Raw genomic sequence first — 20,629 nt, forward strand, 5'->3', positions numbered from 1 at the left:
GATCCAAGCTCGGGGTTTTTGCTCCGAGAGTGGTTTTTTTTGTTAATCGCCTGGAGGCGGGTAGGATTGTAGGCTAGCCGTATTTTCATTCGAAAACGTCAGGATGACGATTATTTGAACAGGATAGATTTAGAGGTATTTAATAGATGAAACAGATTCCGATGACGATACGTGGCGCGGACCAATTGCGCGAAGAACTGGATTACTTGAAGGGTGTGCGCCGCCCAAAAATCATCGCCGACATTGCTGATGCGCGCGAACACGGTGATTTGAAAGAGAATGCCGAATACCATGCAGCCCGCGAGCAACAAGGGTTCTGTGAAGGGCGTATTCAGGAAATCGAAGCTAAACTTTCGAATGCACAGGTGATTGATATCACTAAGATGCCGAATAATGGCCGAGTTATTTTCGCTTCTACAGTGACGGTATTAAATCTGGACACTGAAGAACAGCAGACTTACCGCATTGTTGGTGATGACGAAGCTGATTTCAAACAAAATCTCATTTCAGTGAACTCACCCATTGCGCGCGGTCTTATCGGTAAAGAAGTCGATGATGTGGTGGTTATTCGTACACCGGGTGGTGATGTAGAATTTGAAATTCTGAAGGTCGAATATTTGTAATACGACCTGCTTTGAACAAAATATGCACATATTTTTGTAAAGAAAAGAAAAAAGGCCGCAAGCGGCCTTTTATCGGAACAAAGTGCATGGCACCTTTTCTTTAAAACGAGCGTCATTAACGCGGTAAAATAATCTTGCGCTCTTTCGCCGGGCGGTAGAGCACCAAAATATTACCGATGATTTGCACGTTAGCTGCACCGGTTTCACGCACGATGGCATCAGCGATCAAGGCTTTGGTTTCACGCTCTTCAGCAGTGATCTTTACCTTGATAAGCTCATGATGTTCAAGTGTTTGTTCGATCTCAGCCAGCACCCCTTCGGTCAAGCCGTTATTACCCAGCATGACGACTGGTTTTAACGGATGGGCCAAGCTTTTCAGGTGCTGTTTTTGTTTGTTATTCAGATTCATCGTCTTTTTTGCTTAAGTTGGGATTGAAAACGGTTCATTCTACCGCCATCTCATGTGTATCACCAAATCGGTCTTTCACCGGTTAGGGAGTCTACGCGAGCTAAGCAATAGATGCGCGGGCTCTTAATTAGGATAGTTGGAAAAAGAGATGGCCAATAAAAAGCGTTCAGCTAGCTCCAGTCGCTGGTTACAAGAACACTTTAGCGATAAATATGTGATTCAGGCGCAGAAAAAAGGGTTACGTTCGCGCGCCTGGTTTAAACTTGATGAAATACAACAAGGCGATAAACTTTTTAAACCGGGTATGACCGTTGTTGATCTGGGCGCTGCGCCAGGTGGCTGGTCTCAGTATGTTGTGACTCAAATCGGTGGCAAAGGTCGAATCATTGCTTGTGATCTTTTACCGATGGATCCTATCGTTGGAGTCGACTTCCTTCAAGGCGACTTTCGTGATGAACTGGTTCTGAAAGCGCTACTCGAGCGAGTCGGTGAGAAAAAAGTTCAGGTGGTTATGTCAGACATGGCCCCGAATATGAGTGGTACTCCGGCAGTCGATATTCCTAAATCGATGTATCTGGTTGAATTAGCGCTGGATATGTGTCGTGATGTATTAGCACCAGGCGGAAGTTTCCTGGTGAAAGTGTTCCAGGGAGATGGCTTTGATGAATACCTACGGGAAATTCGCTCCCTGTTTACGAAAGTTAAGATTCGTAAGCCAGACGCTTCTCGCGCACGATCGCGTGAAGTGTACATTGTAGCGACAGGGCGGAAACTGTAGTACCCTAACGCTGTTTGTTAACACAGTTGTAATATGAGGTTAATCCCTTGAGTGACATGGCGAAAAACCTAATTCTCTGGTTAGTTATTGCAGTCGTACTGATGTCTGTATTCCAGAGCTTTGGTCCCAGCGAATCGAATGGTCGTAGAGTGGATTACTCTACTTTCATCTCTGACGTATCCCAAGATCAGGTTCGTGAAGCGCGCATTAACGGGCGTGAAATTAATGTTAGTAAGAAAGATAACAGCAAATACACGACCTTTATTCCGGTTAATGACCCGAAGCTGCTTGATAATCTTCTGACTAAAAATGTGAAAGTTGTTGGTGAGCCACCGGAAGAACCGAGCTTGTTGACTTCTATCTTTATCTCCTGGTTCCCGATGCTGTTGCTGATTGGGGTCTGGATCTTCTTTATGCGTCAAATGCAAGGCGGCGGCGGCAAAGGGGCGATGTCCTTTGGCAAGAGCAAGGCTCGTATGTTGACTGAAGATCAGATTAAAACCTCTTTTGCCGATGTTGCTGGTTGCGACGAAGCTAAAGAAGAGGTAAGCGAACTGGTTGAGTATCTGCGTGAGCCAAGTCGTTTCCAGAAATTGGGCGGTAAAATTCCGAAAGGTGTATTGATGGTGGGTCCTCCAGGGACCGGTAAGACCTTGCTGGCTAAAGCCATTGCAGGGGAAGCCAAAGTGCCATTCTTTACCATTTCCGGTTCTGACTTCGTAGAAATGTTCGTTGGTGTGGGTGCATCCCGTGTCCGTGACATGTTCGAACAAGCCAAAAAAGCGGCACCATGTATCATCTTTATCGATGAAATAGATGCGGTAGGCCGCCAACGTGGCGCGGGTTTGGGCGGTGGTCACGATGAGCGTGAGCAAACTCTGAACCAAATGCTGGTTGAGATGGATGGCTTTGAAGGCAATGAAGGCATTATCGTTATTGCGGCAACTAACCGTCCGGATGTTCTGGATCCCGCGTTACTGCGTCCGGGTCGTTTTGACCGTCAGGTTGTCGTTGGCCTGCCGGATGTCCGTGGCCGTGAGCAGATTCTGAAAGTCCATATGCGCCGCGTGCCATTGGATATCGATATCGATGCGTCGGTCATTGCCCGCGGTACGCCAGGTTTCTCTGGTGCGGATTTGGCTAACCTGGTCAACGAAGCTGCGTTATTTGCCGCTCGTGGTAACAAGCGCGTTGTTTCAATGGTCGAGTTTGAGAAAGCCAAAGATAAAATCATGATGGGTGCAGAACGTCGCTCCATGGTGATGACAGAAGCACAGAAAGAATCTACGGCATACCACGAAGCTGGCCATGCGATTATCGGCCGCTTGGTACCGGAACACGATCCGGTACACAAAGTGACCATTATTCCTCGTGGTCGTGCGCTGGGTGTGACTTTCTTCTTACCTGAAGGTGATGCCATCAGTGCGAGCCGTCAGAAACTGGAAAGTCAGATTTCTACGTTGTACGGCGGTCGCCTCGCTGAGGAAATCATTTACGGCCCAGAGAAAGTCTCTACCGGCGCTTCAAATGATATCAAGGTCGCGACTTCCATTGCGCGCAACATGGTCACGCAATGGGGCTTCTCGGAAAAACTAGGCCCACTTCTTTATGCTGAAGAAGAAGGTGAAGTCTTCTTGGGACGCTCGGTAGCTAAAGCCAAGCATATGTCCGATGAAACAGCGCGTATTATCGATCAGGAAGTTAAATTACTGGTCGAGCGTAACTATGCTCGTGCCCGTAAGTTGTTGTTGGAAAACATGGATGTTCTGCATTCCATGAAAGATGCATTGATGAAATATGAAACTATTGATGCACCACAAATTGATGATCTGATGAATCGCAAAGAAGTTCGCCCGCCAGCAGGTTGGGACGATGCGGCGAAGAAAAAAACGTCAGATAGCGACAACACACCTCAGGCACCAACGTCTGCTGATGAGCCAGGCACACCAACGCCGGGTAATCCGCTGTCAGAACAGTTAGGTGATAAATAACCTGATTGTTGGCATCTATACCCAATAGACTTAGAGTTACGGCCAGAATAGCAGTGACTTGTAAGACGAAGGATATAAATGCGTTGTGATGAATCTAACCCCGGGCTTGCTCGGGGTTTTTCTTTTTGTCGCCAGTATGAATTGAAGCGCACAGCCACTTTTGAGGTAAATAACAATGCATCTCACTGTCAGAGATTTGACTCTTGATCTCTCCCATCCTCAGGTTATGGGGATTTTGAACGTGACTCCGGATTCGTTTTCCGATGGTGGTCGCCACAATAATCTTGAAAATGCCCTTCATCATGCTCAGGCCATGATTACTGCTGGTGCTACGTTAATTGATGTCGGTGGAGAATCCACTCGGGCGGGTGCTGCTGAAGTTAGCGAACAGGAAGAATTGGATCGGGTTATTCCGGTGGTAGAGGCTTTGGCCAAGCGCTTTGAGATTTTTATCTCGGTTGATACCTCAAAAGCCTCAGTGATGACCGAGTCTGCCAATGCAGGCGCTCATCTGATTAATGACATTCGTTCGCTGCAAGAACCTGGTGCTCTGGATGCGGCTGCGGCAACCGGTTTACCGGTTTGTCTAATGCATATGCAAGGGCAGCCACAGAGTATGCAACAGTCGCCTCATTACGATGATTTACTGGCGGATGTGAACCGATTTTTTGCCGATAACATTGAGCGGTGCGGTGCGGCAGGTATCGCAAAAAGTAAATTGTTACTCGATCCGGGATTCGGTTTTGGCAAGAATTTAGCGCATAATTACCAGCTATTGGCACGATTGGCAGAATTCCACCATTTTGGTCGGCCGTTATTGGTCGGGATGTCGAGAAAATCGATGATTGGTCAACTGCTTAATATACCGCCTCAGCAACGTGTTATTGGCAGCGTTGCCTGCGCTGTCATTGCAGCAATGCAAGGGGCGCAGATTATCAGAGTGCATGATGTCAAAGAAACCGTCGAGGCGATGCGTATCGTCGAGGCAACACTTTCAGCGAAGGAATAGAGATAATTATGAGTGACCGTAAATACTTTGGTACAGATGGCATTCGCGGAAAAGTAGGTGACAACCCGATTACGCCTGAGTTTGTATTAAAACTCGGTTGGGCTGCTGGGAAAGTCTTGGCTCGTCATGGCTCCCGCAAAATCATCATTGGCAAAGATACGCGAATTTCCGGTTACATGCTGGAGTCTGCTCTGGAAGCCGGTTTGGCAGCAGCGGGTTTGTCTGCATCATTTACCGGCCCGATGCCAACGCCTGCGGTGGCTTACCTGACTCGCGCTTTCCGTGCCGAAGCGGGCATTGTAATCTCAGCCTCTCATAACCCTTTTTATGATAACGGCATCAAGTTCTTTGATATTGATGGGGCTAAACTACCCGATGAAGTGGAAGAAGCCATTGAAGCTGAAATGGAAAAGCCACTGACCTGCGTCGAATCCTCCGAATTGGGTAAAGCGAGCCGTATTGTTGATGCAGCTGGCCGCTATATTGAGTTTTGTAAAGGTACTTTCCCGAACGAATTAAACCTCAATGGGTTGAAAATTGTGGTGGATTGCGCCAACGGGGCAACGTATCACATCGCCCCAAGCGTCCTGCGCGAATTAGGCGCGACAGTGATCTCCATTGGTTGTGAACCTAATGGGATGAACATCAACGAAGAATGCGGTGCTACGGATGTACGCATGCTGCAAGAGCGTGTATTGGCTGAAAAAGCACATGTCGGCCTGGCATTTGATGGCGATGGCGATCGTCTCATGATGGTTGATCATCTGGGTAATAAAGTTGATGGCGATCAGATTCTTTACATCATCGCTCGCGAAGGCTTGCGTCAGGGGCAGTTAAAAGGCGGTGCTGTTGGTACGCTGATGAGCAATATGGGGCTGGAACTAGCATTGAAACAGCTAGGCATTCCTTTTGCCCGTGCGAAAGTGGGTGACCGCTACGTACTGGAAAAAATGCAGGAAAATGGTTGGCGTATTGGTGCCGAAAACTCAGGTCACGTTATTCTGTTGGATAAAACCACTACCGGTGACGGCATTGTTGCAGGTTTGCAAGTGCTAACAGCGATGGTGCGTAATGACATGAGCCTGCATGATTTGTGTAGTGGGATGAAATTATTGCCTCAGATTTTAGTCAACGTTCGCTTCTCTGGTAATCATAATCCGTTGGAATCTGATGCCGTGTTAGCTGTCACCCAGCAGGTTGAAGCTGAGTTGGCGGGGCGTGGTCGTGTTCTGCTGCGTAAATCGGGTACAGAACCATTGATCCGCGTAATGGTTGAAGGTGACGATGAAGAAGAGCGGATCAAGTCTTTTGCTCATCGTATTGCTGATGCGGTAAAAGCGGCGGGTTAATGACTCTATGCGGGGAATATATTTCCTTTCCCCGCAAAATCACGCTTAAGTTTAATAACCTGGCTGTTTTTTCTGCAAATGAGCCGAGTTAATGAAATTGCTCTTGCGTGTATTAACCTCTTTGGTTAGTATTCACACCCGCTTAAGTGGGTGAATGAATTCCCGCTTGATGGGTGAAAAGCACTTTGCATGCGGTGACCCGCAAGGATACAGGTACAACTATGTACGAAGCTCTTCTGGTAATTTTCTTGCTGATTTCGATTGGGCTTGTGGCTCTGATCATGCTACAGCAAGGTAAAGGCGCGGATATGGGAGCCTCATTCGGAGCAGGTGCTTCTGCAACTCTGTTCGGTTCGAATGGTTCCGGTAACTTCATGACCCGTATGACGGCTGTATTGGCGACGTTGTTCTTCGTCATCAGTTTGATTTTGGGTAATATGAGCACCAACCAGGGCCGTCAAGGCAGCGAGTGGGAAAACCTGGGTCAGCCAGCTAAAGCTGTGCAGACTACAGCTCCGGTAGCACCAGCTAAACCGAGCAGCGATATCCCGCAGTAAGCAGTAACTTGTTGTAACGTCATAAGATAGTACAGAAAGAAAGTTATAGAATGGTTGTTGCACTTGGACAGTGAAGCAAGTCATTGATATCAGTGCCGTGGTGGTGGAATTGGTAGACACGCTACCTTGAGGTGGTAGTGCCCGATTGGGCTTACGGGTTCAAGTCCCGTCCTCGGTACCAAATAGATAGATAACTTGCTTTTTTATCGTTATCGACGTAGTATTTGCCACGTTTTCGGACGCGGGGTGGAGCAGCCTGGTAGCTCGTCGGGCTCATAACCCGAAGGTCGTCGGTTCAAATCCGGCCCCCGCAACCACTTTCCTAAAGTGTTTTTTTTCAAATAGTAGTATTCGCGGTCCTCAATACTTTCGATTTCAATTTGAAAAAAATACTTGTCAGAAAGTTGTACCGAAGCCGCTTAGCGGCAAACAGGGTCCAGTTGCATAAAGCCCCGAATTTCGGGGTTTTTTGTTATTTGGCAGCAGAATCACTGGGCTATTAAGCCCTTTTTTTATGTCTTGGGGGTGGGCTTGTCCACATTAGAACAAAAGTTAACAGAGATTATTTCAGCACCGGTCGAAGCATTAGGCTACGAATTAGTCGGCATCGAGTTCATCCGGGGGCGCCAATCGACGCTACGAATCTATATTGATAGTGAAGACGGGATCACTGTTGATGCTTGTGCTGATGTCAGCCACCAGGTCAGCGCTGTATTGGACGTAGAAGATCCAATTACAGTCGCTTACAACTTGGAAGTTTCCTCTCCGGGCCTTGATCGCCCTATGTTCACTGCTGAACACTATGCTCGTTACCTTGGTGAAACAGTCATCTTGGTGTTGCGTATGGCAATGCAAAATCGCCGGAAATGGCAGGGCATTATTAAAGCTGTTGATGGTGAAATGATCACGGTTACTGTGGATGGAAAAGATGAAGTGTTCGCGCTGAGCAACATCCAGAAAGCGAACCTGGTACCCCACTTTTAAAGTTTGGATGAGGCAACTAGGATGAACAAAGAGATTCTGGCTGTTGTAGAAGCAGTTTCCAATGAGAAATCCCTTCCGCGCGAGAAGATTTTTGAAGCGTTGGAAACCGCTCTAGCGACAGCGACCAAGAAAAAATACGAACAAGAAATTGAAGTTCGCGTCAGCATCGATCGTAAAACGGGTGATTTCGATACATTCCGTCGTTGGGTCGCTGTCGATGAAGTCACTATGCCAACGCGTGAAATCACGCTGGAGGCCGCTCAGTTTGAAGATCCAAGCACTCAACTGGGCGATTATGTTGAAGATCAGATTGAATCTGTCACCTTTGATCGCATCACTACACAAACGGCCAAGCAGGTTATCGTACAGAAAGTACGTGAAGCCGAACGCGCTATGGTGGTTGAACAATTCCGTCAGTATTTGGGCGAAATCGTTACTGGTACGGTTAAGAAAGTTAACCGTGACAGTATTGCTCTGGACTTGGGTAACAACGCTGAAGCGGTGATTGGCCGTGAAGATATGTTGCCACGTGAAAACTTCCGTCCGGGTGACCGTATTCGCGGTGTCCTGTACGATGTGCGTCCAGAAGCTCGCGGTGCCCAGCTGTTCGTCAGCCGCTCACGCTCTGAAATGCTGATTGAACTGTTCCGCATTGAAGTGCCAGAAATTGGTGAAGAGTTGATCGAAATTAAAGCCGCAGCCCGTGATCCGGGTTCTCGTGCTAAGATTGCGGTTAAAACCAACGATAAACGTATTGACCCAGTAGGTGCCTGTGTAGGCATGCGTGGTGCGCGAGTTCAGGCTGTTTCCAGCGAACTTGGTGGCGAGCGTATCGATATTGTATTGTGGGATGATAATCCAGCTCAGTTTGTTATCAATGCCATGGCACCCGCTGACGTTGCTTCAATCGTTGTTGATGAAGATCGACACACGATGGATGTTGCTGTTGAAGCTAGCAATCTGGCTCAGGCGATTGGTCGTAACGGTCAAAACGTCCGTTTGGCCTCACAGCTTAGTGGCTGGGAGCTGAACGTTATGACGGCGGATGATCTTCAGGCGAAACATCAGGCTGAAGCTCATGCGGCTATCGATACATTCACCAAACATCTTGATATTGATGAAGATTTCGCCACTGTATTGGTCGAAGAAGGTTTCTCTTCCCTGGAAGAATTGGCTTATGTGCCAATCAAAGAACTTTTGGAAATCGATGGCCTTGATGAAGATATGGTAGAAGCGCTGCGCGATCGCGCTAAAGCTGCATTGACCACGCTGGCCCTGGCACAAGAAGAAAGTCTTGGCGATCAGAAACCCGCAGATGACCTACTGAACCTGGAAGGTCTGGAACGTAGCATGGCATTTAAATTGGCTGCGCGCGGTGTGTGTACGCTGGAAGATCTTGCCGAGCAGGGTATCGACGATCTGGCAGATATTGAAGAGCTTAGCGATGAGCAAGCTGGCGAGCTGATTATGGCCGCACGTAATATCTGTTGGTTTGGCGATAACGCGTAATAAACTGTAGCAGGAAGGAACAGCATGACAGATGTAACCGTTAAATCGCTGGCAGCAGAGATTCAGACCCCGGTTGATCGCCTGGTACAGCAGTTTGCTGATGCAGGGATCAATAAATCTGAAGTAGACTCAGTTACCCAGCAAGAAAAAGAAACATTGTTGGCGCACTTGAACCGTGAACACGGTAGCGCGCCTAATAAACTCACGTTGCAACGCAAAACGCGTAGCACCTTGAATATTCCGAGCACCGGCGGAAAAAGTAAATCGGTGCAAATCGAGGTCCGCAAGAAACGCACTTATGTAAATACGCCGGAAGCTGAACAAGCGAAAGCGGAAGAGCAGGCACAGCGTGAAGCGGAAGAGCAGGCACAACGTGAAGCAGCAGCCGCAGCGCAGAAAATCGCTGAAGAAAATGCTAAACGTGCGGCCGAAGAACAAGCCAAACGTGAGGCCGCTGAAAAAGCTAAACGCCAAGCAGCGGAAAAAGAAAAAGTGACGAATCAACAAACCGACGAAAAAACCAAGCCAGCTCAGACTGATAAAGCACGCCGTGAAGCTGAAGCTGCCGAGCTGAAACGCTCTGTAGAAGAAGAAACACGCCGTAAGGTCGAAGAAGACGCGAAACGCGTTGCTGAAGAGGCCCGTAAAATGGCGGCTGAAAACGAAGGCAAATGGCCAGAACCTGTGACTGAACAGACTGAGTCTGCTGACTACCATGTAACCACGTCTCAACATGCACGCGCCGCTGAAGATGAAAACGACGCGAAAGTTGAAGGCGATCGCCGTAGTCGTACCCGTGGTGGTAAAGCGACCAAGCAGAAGAAAGGCAATAAACTCTCCGAGTCTAAAGCCGATCGCGAAGAAGCTCGTGCCGTTGGCCGTAAAGGCAAACGTAAGCCAAGTACTTTGCAGCAGAGCTTCAACAAGCCTGTTGTTGCGGTTAACCGTGACGTAGTCATTGGTGAGACTGTGACTGTGGCCGAACTGGCAAACAAAATGGCGGTTAAAGGCTCTCAGGTCATCAAAGCAATGATGAAGCTGGGTGCTATGGCAACCATTAACCAGGTTATCGATCAGGAAACAGCTCAGCTGGTTGCTGAAGAGATGGGCCACAAGGTTATCCTGCGTCGCGAAAACGAGCTGGAAGAAGCGCTGATGAGCGACCGTGATACCGCTACCGGTGTGGCAGCCGAGTCACGTGCTCCCGTGGTCACCATCATGGGCCACGTTGACCACGGTAAGACCTCTCTGCTGGATTACATCCGCTCCACTAAAGTGGCGTCGGGCGAAGCAGGGGGTATTACTCAGCACATCGGTGCTTATCACGTTGAAACTGAAAGCGGCATGATCACCTTCCTGGATACCCCAGGACACGCCGCGTTTACTTCAATGCGTGCCCGTGGTGCTCAGGCTACCGATATCGTTGTTCTGGTTGTTGCGGCAGACGATGGCGTGATGCCACAGACTATCGAAGCTATCCAGCATGCTAAAGCGGCGAAAGTGCCAGTTGTGGTTGCGGTTAACAAAATGGATAAGCCAGAAGCTGATCCAGACCGCGTTAAAACCGAGCTATCTCAGTACGGCGTCCAGCCGGAAGAGTGGGGCGGCGAGTCTCAGTTCATCAGCGTATCTGCGAAAGCCGGTACGGGTATCGACGAACTGTTGAACGCCATCTTGCTACAAGCTGAAGTTCTTGAACTGAAAGCGGTTCGCAGCGGTATGGCAAGTGGTGTCGTGATCGAGTCCTTCTTGGATAAAGGCCGTGGCCCAGTGGCTACCGTGCTGGTTCAACAAGGCACCCTGAATAAGGGCGATATTGTACTGTGTGGCTTCGAGTATGGCCGTGTACGTGCAATGCGTGACGAGTTAGGTCGCGATATCACTTCTGCTGGTCCGTCTATTCCGGTTGAGATCCTGGGTCTGTCCAGCGTTCCTGCTGCTGGTGATGAAGTGACGGTTGTTCGTGATGAGAAGAAAGCTCGTGAAGTTGCACTGTATCGTCAGGGCAAATTCCGCGAAGTTAAACTGGCTCGTCAGCAGAAATCCAAGCTGGAAAACATGTTCGCGAACATGACCGAAGGCGAAGTTTCTGAACTGAACATCGTGATTAAGTCTGACGTACAGGGTTCTTGTGAAGCAATCTGTGATTCACTGGAAAAACTGTCTACCGATGAAGTGAAAGTGCGCATTGTGGGTTCAGGCGTTGGTGGTATCACCGAAACTGACGCAACGCTGGCAGCCGCTTCTGGTGCTATCATCCTGGGCTTCAATGTTCGTGCTGATGCTTCCGCTCGTCGCGTAGTGGAAACCGAAGGTCTGGATCTGCGTTACTACTCTGTCATTTATAGCCTGATTGACGAAGTTAAACAGGCAATGAGCGGTATGTTGGCACCAGAATACAAACAACAAATCATCGGTCTGGCTGAAGTACGTGATGTATTCAAATCACCGAAATTTGGCGCCGTTGCTGGTTGTATGGTTACCGAGGGTGTGATTAAGCGTAATAACCCAATCCGTGTATTGCGTGACAACGTAGTTATCTACGAAGGCGAGCTGGAATCCCTGCGCCGCTTCAAAGATGACGTTAACGAAGTCCGTAATGGTATGGAATGTGGTATCGGCGTTAAGAACTACAACGATGTACGTACTGGCGATATGATCGAAGTATTTGAAATCATTGAAATCAAACGCACCATCGATTAACGACCTCTGATCTGCTTATATCCATTTGGGGGGCCTTGGCCCCCCAACTTGTCTGGAGAATCCAAATGGCAAAAGAATTCAGCCGCTCTCAGCGCGTTTCACAAGAAATGCAAAAAGAGATCGCAATCATTCTACAGCGTGAAATTAAAGATCCTCGTGTCGGTATGGCTACCGTATCTGGCATCGAACTTTCCCGTGATTTAGCCTATGCCAAGGTTTTTGTTACCTTTTTGAATGTATTAACTGACAACGCCGATCCTGATACGGTGAAAAATGGCATTAAAGCCCTGCAAGATGCTTCTGGCTTTATCCGTACCTTGTTGGGTAAAGCCATGCGTTTGCGCATTGTGCCAGAACTGACATTCGCCTATGACAACTCCCTGATTGAAGGGATGCGTATGTCCAACCTGGTTACCAACGTCATTAAGAATGATGTAGAACGTCAGGCTACTCCAGGCAGTGACGAGGAGAAGTAATGGGTCGTCCACGTCGTCGCGGCCGTGATATTAACGGCGTCCTGTTGTTGGACAAACCGTTAGGCCTTTCATCCAATGACGTTTTGCAGAAAGTGAAGCGTCTTTTCAGTGCCAACCGGGCCGGTCATACTGGTGCATTGGATCCATTGGCAACCGGTATGCTGCCAATCTGTCTGGGCGAAGCGACCAAATTTTCCCAATTCCTGCTGGATTCTGATAAACGCTACCGCGTAATTGCCCGCCTGGGCCAACGAACCGATACCTCTGATGCAGAGGGTGCGTTGATCAGTGAGCGAGATATCAATTTTACGCAGGAACAGTTGGATGCCGCACTGGAAAGTTTCCGCGGTGATACCCAGCAAGTCCCTTCCATGTACTCTGCGCTGAAACATCAGGGCAAACCGTTATACGAGTATGCTCGTCAGGGGATTGAAGTTGAGCGCGAAGCCCGTGATATCACGGTCTATGAGCTGCAATTTCTCCGTTGGGAAGGCACCGAGCTGGAGCTGGAAATCCATTGTTCCAAGGGCACCTATATTCGAACTATCATTGATGATTTGGGCGAATTGCTAGGTTGTGGTGCTCATGTCAGTTATCTGCGCCGCTTACAGGTGGCGACTTATCCGAGTGATCGGATGGTAACTCTGGAGCAGCTAAGCGCAATGGTTGCATTGGCTCAGGCCGAAGAGCGGTCACCTAATCCGGAATTGGATAAACTGCTGCTGCCAATGGATAGCGCAGTGTTGAATTTTCCGGAAGTGAATTTGTTGCCAATCGTTGCCGCTTATGTGAAGCAAGGCCAGCCAGTTCAAGTGGCAGGTGCACCAACCGAAGGTATGGTGCGGATGACGGAAGGTGAAGAGCGCAATTTCATTGGCATTGGTATTATTGCCGATGATGGCCGGGTCGCACCGAAACGTTTGGTCGTGGAATACACAGAGTAAGCCACCGTGGCCTATCTTGCGATTCCGCTGATCAAAGGGTAGAATAGTGCGGCTTACATATTGGGTTGCTGAATTAGAGATCGGCGCCTGTCTTATTTAATCTATTATTTGGAGTTGTATTATGTCTCTAAGTGTTGAAGCGAAAGCTAAAATTGTTGCTGACTTCGGTCGTGGTCCTAACGACACCGGTTCTAGCGAAGTTCAGGTTGCTCTGTTAACTGCACAAATTAACCATTTGCAGGGTCACTTCTCCGAGCACAAAAAAGATCACCACAGCCGTCGTGGTCTGCTGCGTATGGTATCCACGCGTCGTAAGCTGCTGGACTACCTGAAGCGTGAAGATGTAGCGCGTTATACTGCCCTGATCGAGCGTCTGGGTCTGCGTCGCTAAGTCTGCGAGTTTCAAGTAGAAAGGGGCCTATTTTGGCCCCTTTCTTCTAAGAATCGATGACAAAAAAAGTTAACGTATTGTTATTGTGTCTAAAATAGGATCTTCCGTTACAGCATTTCGCGCGGCTAATGAGAGACTTTAGCTTAATGATGAGTTAAGGATTGTCATTAGTCGCGAGGATGTAGTGTGAAGGTCGGTAAGTAACAGGCGGATCAGATCGTCAATACGATCGAGCGCCGATCAAGTTAAAGGATACTATTTTGCTGACTCCGATTATTCGTAAGTTCCAGTACGGCCAACACACCGTGACCATTGAAACCGGTATGATGGCTCGCCAGGCAACGGCTGCCGTTATGGTAAGCATGGATGACACTGCAGTATTTGTTACTGTTGTTGGCCAGAAAAAAGCCAAGCCAGGCCAAAGTTTCTTCCCTCTGACCGTTAACTATCAGGAGCGTACCTACGCTGCTGGTCGTATCCCGGGTAGCTTCTTCCGTCGTGAAGGCCGTCCGAGCGAAGGCGAAACCCTGACTTCTCGTCTGATTGACCGCCCGATTCGCCCTCTGTTCCCAGAAGGTTTCCTGAATGAAGTTCAGGTTATTGCGACTGTTGTTTCCGTTAACCCACAGGTTAACCCGGACATCGTTGCTCTGATCGGTGCTTCTGCGGCTCTGAGCCTGTCAGGTATTCCATTCAACGGCCCAATTGGTGCTGCACGTGTTGGTTTCATCAATGACCAATATGTTCTGAACCCAACGACCGATGAGCTGAAAGAAAGCCGTCTGGATCTGGTTGTTGCTGGTACTGCTGCGGCAGTATTAATGGTTGAATCTGAAGCTGACATTCTGAGCGAAGATCAAATGCTGGGTGCTGTTGTCTTTGGCCACGAACAGCAACAAGTTGTGATCGAAAACATCAATGCACTGGTTGCCGAAGCAGGCAAGCCTAAGTGGGATTGGCAGCCAGAAGTAGTTAACGAAGTGCTGTATGCACGCGTTAAAGAACTGGCAAGCGCACGTCTGGGTGATGCCTACCGCATCACTGAGAAACAAGAGCGTTACACTCAGGTTGATGCCATCAAAGCTAATGTAATCGAAGCGCTGTTGGCACAAGACGAAACTCTGGATACTTCTGAAATTCAGGACATTTTGGGTAGCGTCGAGAAAGACGTGGTTCGTAGCCGCGTTCTGCGTGGCGAGCCACGTATTGATGGTCGCGAAAAAGACATGATCCGTGGTCTGGACGTTCGTACTGGCGTATTGCCACGTACCCATGGTTCAGCACTGTTCACTCGTGGTGAAACTCAGGCGCTGGTTACCGCGACTTTGGGTACGGCACGTGACGCGCAAAATATTGATGAGCTGATGGGTGAGCGTACTGACTCATTCCTGCTACACTATAACTTCCCTCCTTACTCTGTTGGTGAAACAGGTATGGTCGGTTCACCGAAGCGTCGTGAGATTGGCCATGGCCGTCTGGCGAAACGCGGTGTATTGGCAGTTATGCCAAGCCCGAGCGAGTTCCCTTATACCATTCGTGTGGTTTCAGAAATCACGGAATCTAACGGTTCTTCCTCAATGGCTTCTGTTTGTGGCGCTTCTTTGGCTCTAATGGATGCCGGCGTACCAATTAAAGCAGCCGTTGCGGGTATCGCGATGGGTCTGGTTAAAGATGAAGAAAACTTTGTTGTCTTGTCCGACATCTTGGGTGATGAAGATCATCTGGGTGATATGGACTTTAAAGTAGCCGGTAGCCGTGAAGGTATTACTGCGTTACAGATGGACATCAAAATCGAAGGCATTACCCGTGAAATCATGCAAGAAGCGCTGAGCCAGGCCAAAGGTGCACGTTTGCACATTCTGGGCGTTATGGAACAGGCTATCAGCACACCGCGTGGTGATATCTCCGAGTTTGCTCCACGTATCTACACCATGAAGATCAACTCTGACAAAATCAAAGATGTGATCGGTAAAGGTGGTTCTGTGATTCGTGCGCTGACTGAAGAAACAGGGACGACCATCGAAATCGAAGATGATGGCACCATTAAGATTGCAGCAACTGATGGCGAAAAAGCGAAGCATGCTATCCGCCGTATCGAAGAAATTACTGCTGAAATCGAAGTGGGTCGTATTTACGCGGGTAAAGTGACTCGTATCGTTGATTTCGGTGCGTTTGTTGCTATCGGTGGCGGTAAAGAAGGTCTGGTTCATATTTCTCAAATCGCTGACAAGCGTGTAGAGAAAGTGACTGATTACCTGCAAATGGGCCAAGAAGTGCCAGTTAAGGTAATGGAAGTGGATCGTCAGGGTCGTATTCGTCTGAGCATTAAAGAAGCCACGACGCCTGATGCAGAAGCTCCAGCACCAGAAGCAGCAGAGTAATTAAGCATTTTTACCACTCTTTACCAACCAGGTAGGGAGTGGTACTTATCTCGAGGGCAGGATGCTCTTGTGTTAAACGAGCGGATGAAAGGATGTTTATCCAAATGTTTGTCTTCGGGAGTAGGAAATGAAGCCTTTCTTGCGCTGGTGTTACGTTGCGACAGCACTCATGCTGGCAGGATGCAGCAACCATGATTGGCGTAAGGACGAAGTTTTGGCTATCCCGTTGCAGCCTACGCTACAACAGGAAGTGATTCTGGCACGCATGGAACAGATCCTCGCAAGCCGGGCACTAACGGATGATGAGCGCGCACAGCTTTTATATGAGCGCGGAGTGCTGTATGATAGCCTCGGGCTACGGGCACTAGCGCGAAATGATTTTTCGCAAGCGTTAGCTATTCGTCCTGATATGCCAGAAGTTTTTAACTATCTGGGCATTTATTTAACGCAGGCAGGCAATTTTGATGCTGCCTATGAAGCGTTTGATTCTGTACTAGAGCTTGATCCAACTTACAATTACGCGCGTTTAAACCGGGGCATCGCACTTTATTATGGTGGTCGCTTCCCGTTGGCGCAGGATGATCTGCAGGCGTTTTATCAAGACGACCCAAATGATCCCTTCCGTTCGTTATGGCTGTACCTGGTGGAAAAAGAAATTGATCCCCAGGCTGCCGAAGTAGCGTTGAAACAGCGCTATGAAAAGTCGAACAGAGGGCAATGGGGATGGAATATTGTCGAATTCTACTTGGGGAATATCAGCGAGAAAACGCTGATGGAACGCCTCAAGATGGATGCAACGGATAACACTTCGCTCGCTGAGCATCTCAGTGAAACTGACTTCTATTTAGGTAAATATTACCTAAGTCTGGGGGACAAGAACACCGCTTCGGCGCTGTTCAAACTGACGGTAGCTAACAACGTTCATAATTTTGTTGAGCACCGCTATGCATTGTTGGAATTGGCGCTTTTGGGCCAAGAACAAGACGACCTATTGGAATCGGACCAGCAATAGCTGACGGACATCTATTAGCCTGATATACCTTGGTTTTTTGCCAATGTTTATCACCTTAACGGGTGATGGCCTTTTTGTTCGTTTTATAATCTAATTTGAGCCGGTTCACACTTTTCAATGAAAATGACTGAAAATTTTCTCGACGAGTTATGTAGACTGGCTGCCATTATTAATGAGGCACGTGTACATGACTACTGAGCTTGAAACCTCTTTTGCTGATCTGGGGCTGTCCGCTCCTATTCTTTCCGCCCTTACTGATCTGGGTTATGAAAAACCATCCCCAATTCAGTTGGAATGTATTCCACACCTGTTGAACGGCCGTGATGTTCTCGGCATGGCGCAAACCGGTAGTGGCAAAACAGCTGCTTTCGGGCTTCCGCTGTTGCACAACATTGATCCAACTCTGAAAGCACCACAGGTGCTGGTACTGGCTCCGACTCGTGAGCTGGCTGTTCAGGTTGCGGAAGCATTATCTAGCTTCTCTAAACACATAAGTGGCGTTAACGTGGTGGCCTTGTACGGCGGCCAGCGTTATGACGTTCAATTACGCGCTTTGCGCCAGGGGCCACAAGTTGTTGTCGGCACCCCAGGTCGTCTGTTAGACCACCTGAAACGCGGTACCCTTAACTTGTCCAACCTGAGCGGTTTAGTGTTGGATGAAGCAGATGAAATGCTGCGCATGGGCTTTATCGAAGACGTAGAAACCATCATGGCGCAGATCCCGGCTGAACATCAGACCGCGCTGTTCTCTGCAACTATGCCAGAAGCGATTCGTCGTATTACCCGTCGCTTTATGAAAGATCCGCAGGAAGTACGCATTCAGTCTAGCAATACAACTCGTCCAGACATCAGTCAGAGTTATTGGAAAGTTGGCGGTGGTTACCGTAAAAACGAAGCGCTGGTACGTTTCCTGGAATCTGAAGATTTCGATGCGGCAATCATTTTCGTGCGTACCAAAAATGCAACGCTGGAAGTGGCTGAAACTCTGGAGCGTAGTGGCTACAGCAGCGCAGCACTGAATGGTGACATGAACCAGTCCCTGCGTGAGCAGACTCTGGAGCGTTTACGCGATGGTCGCCTGGATATTCTGATTGCAACTGACGTGGCTGCTCGTGGTCTGGATGTTGAGCGTATCAGCTTGGTTGTAAACTATGATATCCCTATGGATTCAGAGTCTTATGTTCACCGTATCGGCCGTACTGGCCGTGCTGGTCGTGCTGGTCGCGCATTGCTGTTCGTTGAGAACCGTGAACGTCGCCTGTTGCAGAACATCGAACGCACCATGAAGCTGACCATTCCTGAAGTGATGTTGCCAAACGCAGAATTGCTGGGCGAACGTCGTCTGGCTAAATTTGCGGCTAAAGTCAGCCAACAACTGGAAAGCAGCGATCTGGATGTATACCGTGGTCTGTTGACTAAACTGCAACCAGAAGATGAGTTCGATATTGAAGCTCTGGCCGCAGCGTTACTGAAAATGGCACAGGGCGAACGTCCTCTGATTCTGCCACCAGAACCAGTACGTCGTCCGCAGCGTGAGTTCAGCCCGCGTGAAGACCGTGGCAACGATCGTGGTGATCGCCGTGAGCGTCGTCCTGAAAGCCGTGATGGTGCCGAGCGCCCAGCACGTCGCGAACGTCGTGACGTAGGTGAAATGGAACTGTACCGTATTGAAGTGGGTCGTGATGACGGTGTTGAAGTTCGTCATATCGTTGGCGCTATCGCTAACGAGGGTGATATCAGCAGCCGTTACATCGGTAACATTAAGCTGTTTGCTTCTCACTCTACTATTGAGCTGCCGAAAGGTATGCCGGGCGATATGCTGTCTCATTTCACCCGCACCCGTATCCTGAACAAGCCGCTGAACATGCAGCTGTTGGGTGATGCGCAGCCACACGAACGTCGTGAACGTGCTCCAGGTACAGCTGCTGGCGCAGGCGCGGAACGTCGTGGCGGTGGTCGTTCATTCGGTGGCGAACGTCGTGAAGGCGGCAACGGTGCTCCACGTCGTTCATTCGGTGGTGAGCGTCGTGAAGGTGGTAATGGTGGCGAACGTCGTCCAGCGGGCAACCGTGACGGTCAGCGTTCAGCTGCACCACGTCGTGAAGATGCTGCCGCTCCGGCCGCAGCACCTGCTCGTCGTCGTTTCGGTGACGCGTAAGTCATAACCATCTGAATGATGAGTAATAAAAACCAGCCTTCGGGCTGGTTTTTTTACGCCTATCATCAAGTGATATAGCTAGATAGTTACCGGAGAAATTAAATCTTGCTGCAAGTTAGCAATTATTTCGAAGGAATACAGCCGTGCCTGATGATCAAAAATCTGGCCATTAATCATCAATTCATCGGCTTGAGTTTCACGTAGCAACGAGAGCAGCCCGTGACGGACTTTGCTTTTATCACCAATAATCGACAGACGTAGCGCTTGATCCACACCAAACAGCTCTGCTGGCGAGCAGATGCTCGACATCGCCTGAACCGGTGGTGGAAGTTGTCCCGGTGTGCCACGACGCAGATTGACAAACTGCTGCTGCATTGAGGTAAACAGGAAACGAGCATCCCGCTCACTGTCGGCGGCGACGACGTTAACGCAAACAATAGCGTAAGGTTTTTGCCATGCGGTAGACGGTTTGAAATTCTCCCGATAAAGCTTCAGCGCCTGCAACAGCATGTCAGGCGCGAAGTGAGAAGCAAAAGCAAAAGGCAGTCCCATTGATGCGGCAAGCTGGGCACTATATAGGCTGGAGCCAAGCAACCATAGCGGTACCTGTAAACCTTGTCCCGGTACCGCCTGAACGGCTTGACCGGGCTGTACCTCGTCAAAGTAGTGCTGTAATTCACGGACATCAGCCGGGAAATCGTCCTCTCCAGACCGACGGCGGCGCAGTGCCATCATGGTGCGCTGATCACTGCCGGGCGCGCGGCCCAAGCCTAAATCTATCCTATTGGGATAAAGTGATGCCAATGTGCCAAATTGTTCGGCGATTACCAGCGGCGAGTGGTTGGGGAGCATGACACCACCGGAGCCGATACGGATTTTCTTGGTGCCTGATGCAATATAGCCAATTAATACCGAGGTCGCAGCGCTGGCGATGCCGGTCATATTATGATGCTCAGCCAGCCAATAGCGCTGATATCCCCATTCTTCCGCGTGCTGTGCTAAATCCAGCGAAGCATGAAAGGCATCTCGCGGTGTTTTACCCTCGGCAATGGGCGAGAGATCCAAAATAGAAAGGGGAATGATGTGGTTATCAGTCATAGAATCGTCCATCTTACCTTATGTCGGTTCGCTTGAAGGGCGAGCGCATGAATTAACGTTATATAATCAATACCTTGGCAGGTGGCGCGGAGTTTATGCCAAGTAGGTGATCGCCTTTAAAAGCATAATCGAAATGGTTAGTCGTGAAGGGGAAATAAATGCTCAGACTCATGCATAATCATCCTAACCTGTGGCTAGAAATGGCTTCATTGACTGGTGGATTCAGTCTTACCACCCATATTTTAACTTTTTGTTTA

General features: G+C 49.1%; 18 protein-coding genes and 2 tRNA genes. 18 read left to right on the forward strand and 2 right to left on the reverse strand.

The annotated features are described in order from the left end of the window. The first annotated feature begins 146 nt into the window (after window positions 1-146). On the forward strand, window positions 147-623 hold the full coding sequence (gene greA / locus DJ39_RS05060) for a transcription elongation factor GreA (protein ID WP_004720379.1): 477 nt from the start codon (window positions 147-149) through the stop codon (window positions 621-623). Window positions 624-738: 115 nt separating this feature from the next. On the opposite strand, the gene yhbY is transcribed toward greA, so the two are convergent. Further along, window positions 739-1,032 (reverse strand): ribosome assembly RNA-binding protein YhbY, encoded by a 294-nt coding sequence (gene yhbY / locus DJ39_RS05065; RefSeq protein WP_004720382.1) that lies wholly within the window; start codon window positions 1,030-1,032, stop codon window positions 739-741. Between the two features lie 148 nt (window positions 1,033-1,180). Here yhbY and rlmE point away from each other — a divergent pair, with 148 nt between their 5' ends. The 17 genes from rlmE to DJ39_RS05145 all read left to right on the forward strand — a co-directional run bounded on the left by rlmE (window position 1,181) and on the right by DJ39_RS05145 (window position 19,274). Beyond that, complete coding sequence (gene rlmE, locus DJ39_RS05070; RefSeq protein ID WP_038241799.1) at window positions 1,181-1,810, forward strand: 23S rRNA (uridine(2552)-2'-O)-methyltransferase RlmE; 630 nt, start codon at window positions 1,181-1,183, stop codon at window positions 1,808-1,810. Window positions 1,811-1,866: 56 nt separating this feature from the next. Further along, the gene (gene ftsH / locus DJ39_RS05075) at window positions 1,867-3,801 is read left to right on the forward strand and encodes an ATP-dependent zinc metalloprotease FtsH (protein ID WP_004720385.1); all 1,935 of its coding nucleotides are present in this window, start codon (window positions 1,867-1,869) and stop codon (window positions 3,799-3,801) included. Window positions 3,802-3,976: 175 nt separating this feature from the next. Beyond that, the gene (gene folP / locus DJ39_RS05080) at window positions 3,977-4,810 is read left to right on the forward strand and encodes a dihydropteroate synthase (protein WP_004720387.1); all 834 of its coding nucleotides are present in this window, start codon (window positions 3,977-3,979) and stop codon (window positions 4,808-4,810) included. A gap of 8 nt (window positions 4,811-4,818) precedes the next feature. Beyond that, the gene (gene glmM / locus DJ39_RS05085) at window positions 4,819-6,159 is read left to right on the forward strand and encodes a phosphoglucosamine mutase (protein WP_004720389.1); all 1,341 of its coding nucleotides are present in this window, start codon (window positions 4,819-4,821) and stop codon (window positions 6,157-6,159) included. A gap of 221 nt (window positions 6,160-6,380) precedes the next feature. Further along, entirely contained in the window at window positions 6,381-6,716 is a 336-nt protein-coding gene (gene secG, locus DJ39_RS05090) for a preprotein translocase subunit SecG (protein ID WP_038241794.1), read from the forward strand. Window positions 6,717-6,810: 94 nt separating this feature from the next. Next, a tRNA-Leu gene (locus DJ39_RS05095) sits at window positions 6,811-6,897 on the forward strand. 59 nt (window positions 6,898-6,956) lie between these two features. Further along, window positions 6,957-7,033: transfer RNA gene (locus DJ39_RS05100), tRNA-Met, on the forward strand. Between the two features lie 214 nt (window positions 7,034-7,247). Then, window positions 7,248-7,700, forward strand: coding sequence for a ribosome maturation factor RimP (rimP, locus tag DJ39_RS05105; RefSeq protein ID WP_038241792.1), 453 nt, complete (start codon window positions 7,248-7,250; stop codon window positions 7,698-7,700). 21 nt (window positions 7,701-7,721) lie between these two features. After that, window positions 7,722-9,209, forward strand: a complete 1,488-nt coding sequence (gene nusA / locus DJ39_RS05110; RefSeq protein ID WP_004720396.1) for a transcription termination factor NusA — start codon at window positions 7,722-7,724, stop codon at window positions 9,207-9,209. A 24-nt stretch (window positions 9,210-9,233) separates the two neighbouring features. Continuing rightward, the gene (gene infB, locus DJ39_RS05115) at window positions 9,234-11,912 is read left to right on the forward strand and encodes a translation initiation factor IF-2 (protein ID WP_004720397.1); all 2,679 of its coding nucleotides are present in this window, start codon (window positions 9,234-9,236) and stop codon (window positions 11,910-11,912) included. A gap of 65 nt (window positions 11,913-11,977) precedes the next feature. Next, entirely contained in the window at window positions 11,978-12,388 is a 411-nt protein-coding gene (rbfA, locus tag DJ39_RS05120) for a 30S ribosome-binding factor RbfA (RefSeq protein ID WP_038241790.1), read from the forward strand. Beyond that, complete coding sequence (gene truB, locus DJ39_RS05125; protein WP_004720400.1) at window positions 12,388-13,332, forward strand: tRNA pseudouridine(55) synthase TruB; 945 nt, start codon at window positions 12,388-12,390, stop codon at window positions 13,330-13,332. Before rbfA ends, truB begins: the two co-directional genes overlap by 1 nt. A 121-nt stretch (window positions 13,333-13,453) precedes the next feature. Further along, a complete protein-coding gene (gene rpsO / locus DJ39_RS05130) occupies window positions 13,454-13,723 on the forward strand; it encodes a 30S ribosomal protein S15 (protein WP_004720402.1) in 270 nt (89 codons plus the stop codon). Between the two features lie 260 nt (window positions 13,724-13,983). Next, entirely contained in the window at window positions 13,984-16,104 is a 2,121-nt protein-coding gene (gene pnp, locus DJ39_RS05135) for a polyribonucleotide nucleotidyltransferase (protein WP_004720403.1), read from the forward strand. A gap of 127 nt (window positions 16,105-16,231) precedes the next feature. Continuing rightward, complete coding sequence (gene nlpI / locus DJ39_RS05140; protein ID WP_004720405.1) at window positions 16,232-17,116, forward strand: lipoprotein NlpI; 885 nt, start codon at window positions 16,232-16,234, stop codon at window positions 17,114-17,116. Between the two features lie 123 nt (window positions 17,117-17,239). Further along, window positions 17,240-17,314: a protein YrbN gene (gene yrbN / locus DJ39_RS18440; protein WP_223499600.1), complete on the forward strand. Its 75-nt coding sequence runs from the start codon at window positions 17,240-17,242 to the stop codon at window positions 17,312-17,314. Further along, window positions 17,304-19,274 carry a DEAD/DEAH family ATP-dependent RNA helicase gene (locus DJ39_RS05145; RefSeq protein WP_004720407.1) on the forward strand — a complete coding sequence of 657 codons (1,971 nt, stop codon included), beginning with the start codon at window positions 17,304-17,306 and terminating at the stop codon, window positions 19,272-19,274. The genes yrbN and DJ39_RS05145 overlap by 11 nt, the downstream gene beginning before the upstream one ends. Before the next feature lie 78 nt (window positions 19,275-19,352). Here the strand turns inward: DJ39_RS05145 and DJ39_RS05150 are convergent, their stop codons facing one another. After that, window positions 19,353-20,384 (reverse strand): luciferase-like monooxygenase, encoded by a 1,032-nt coding sequence (locus DJ39_RS05150; protein WP_049688107.1) that lies wholly within the window; start codon window positions 20,382-20,384, stop codon window positions 19,353-19,355. Window positions 20,385-20,629: the final 245 nt, after the last annotated feature.

Source organism: Yersinia ruckeri ATCC 29473 (assembly GCF_000754815.1).
GTDB classification, from domain to species: domain Bacteria; phylum Pseudomonadota; class Gammaproteobacteria; order Enterobacterales; family Enterobacteriaceae; genus Yersinia; species Yersinia ruckeri.

What these genes read in the sequence shown, in the direction of transcription:
- DJ39_RS05145 (WP_004720407.1), top strand. Translation starts at nt 17,304, where the DNA reads ATGACTACTGAGCTTGAAACCTCTTTTGCTGATCTGGGGCTGTCCGCT.
- rlmE (WP_038241799.1), top strand. Translation starts at nt 1,181, where the DNA reads ATGGCCAATAAAAAGCGTTCAGCTAGCTCCAGTCGCTGGTTACAAGAA.
- folP (WP_004720387.1), top strand. Translation starts at nt 3,977, where the DNA reads ATGCATCTCACTGTCAGAGATTTGACTCTTGATCTCTCCCATCCTCAG.
- greA (WP_004720379.1), top strand. Translation starts at nt 147, where the DNA reads ATGAAACAGATTCCGATGACGATACGTGGCGCGGACCAATTGCGCGAA.
- nlpI (WP_004720405.1), top strand. Translation starts at nt 16,232, where the DNA reads ATGAAGCCTTTCTTGCGCTGGTGTTACGTTGCGACAGCACTCATGCTG.
- glmM (WP_004720389.1), top strand. Translation starts at nt 4,819, where the DNA reads ATGAGTGACCGTAAATACTTTGGTACAGATGGCATTCGCGGAAAAGTA.
- ftsH (WP_004720385.1), top strand. Translation starts at nt 1,867, where the DNA reads ATGGCGAAAAACCTAATTCTCTGGTTAGTTATTGCAGTCGTACTGATG.
- secG (WP_038241794.1), top strand. Translation starts at nt 6,381, where the DNA reads ATGTACGAAGCTCTTCTGGTAATTTTCTTGCTGATTTCGATTGGGCTT.
- DJ39_RS05150 (WP_049688107.1), bottom strand. Translation starts at nt 20,384, where the DNA reads ATGGACGATTCTATGACTGATAACCACATCATTCCCCTTTCTATTTTG.
- truB (WP_004720400.1), top strand. Translation starts at nt 12,388, where the DNA reads ATGGGTCGTCCACGTCGTCGCGGCCGTGATATTAACGGCGTCCTGTTG.
- infB (WP_004720397.1), top strand. Translation starts at nt 9,234, where the DNA reads ATGACAGATGTAACCGTTAAATCGCTGGCAGCAGAGATTCAGACCCCG.
- yhbY (WP_004720382.1), bottom strand. Translation starts at nt 1,032, where the DNA reads ATGAATCTGAATAACAAACAAAAACAGCACCTGAAAAGCTTGGCCCAT.
- rpsO (WP_004720402.1), top strand. Translation starts at nt 13,454, where the DNA reads ATGTCTCTAAGTGTTGAAGCGAAAGCTAAAATTGTTGCTGACTTCGGT.
- nusA (WP_004720396.1), top strand. Translation starts at nt 7,722, where the DNA reads ATGAACAAAGAGATTCTGGCTGTTGTAGAAGCAGTTTCCAATGAGAAA.
- rbfA (WP_038241790.1), top strand. Translation starts at nt 11,978, where the DNA reads ATGGCAAAAGAATTCAGCCGCTCTCAGCGCGTTTCACAAGAAATGCAA.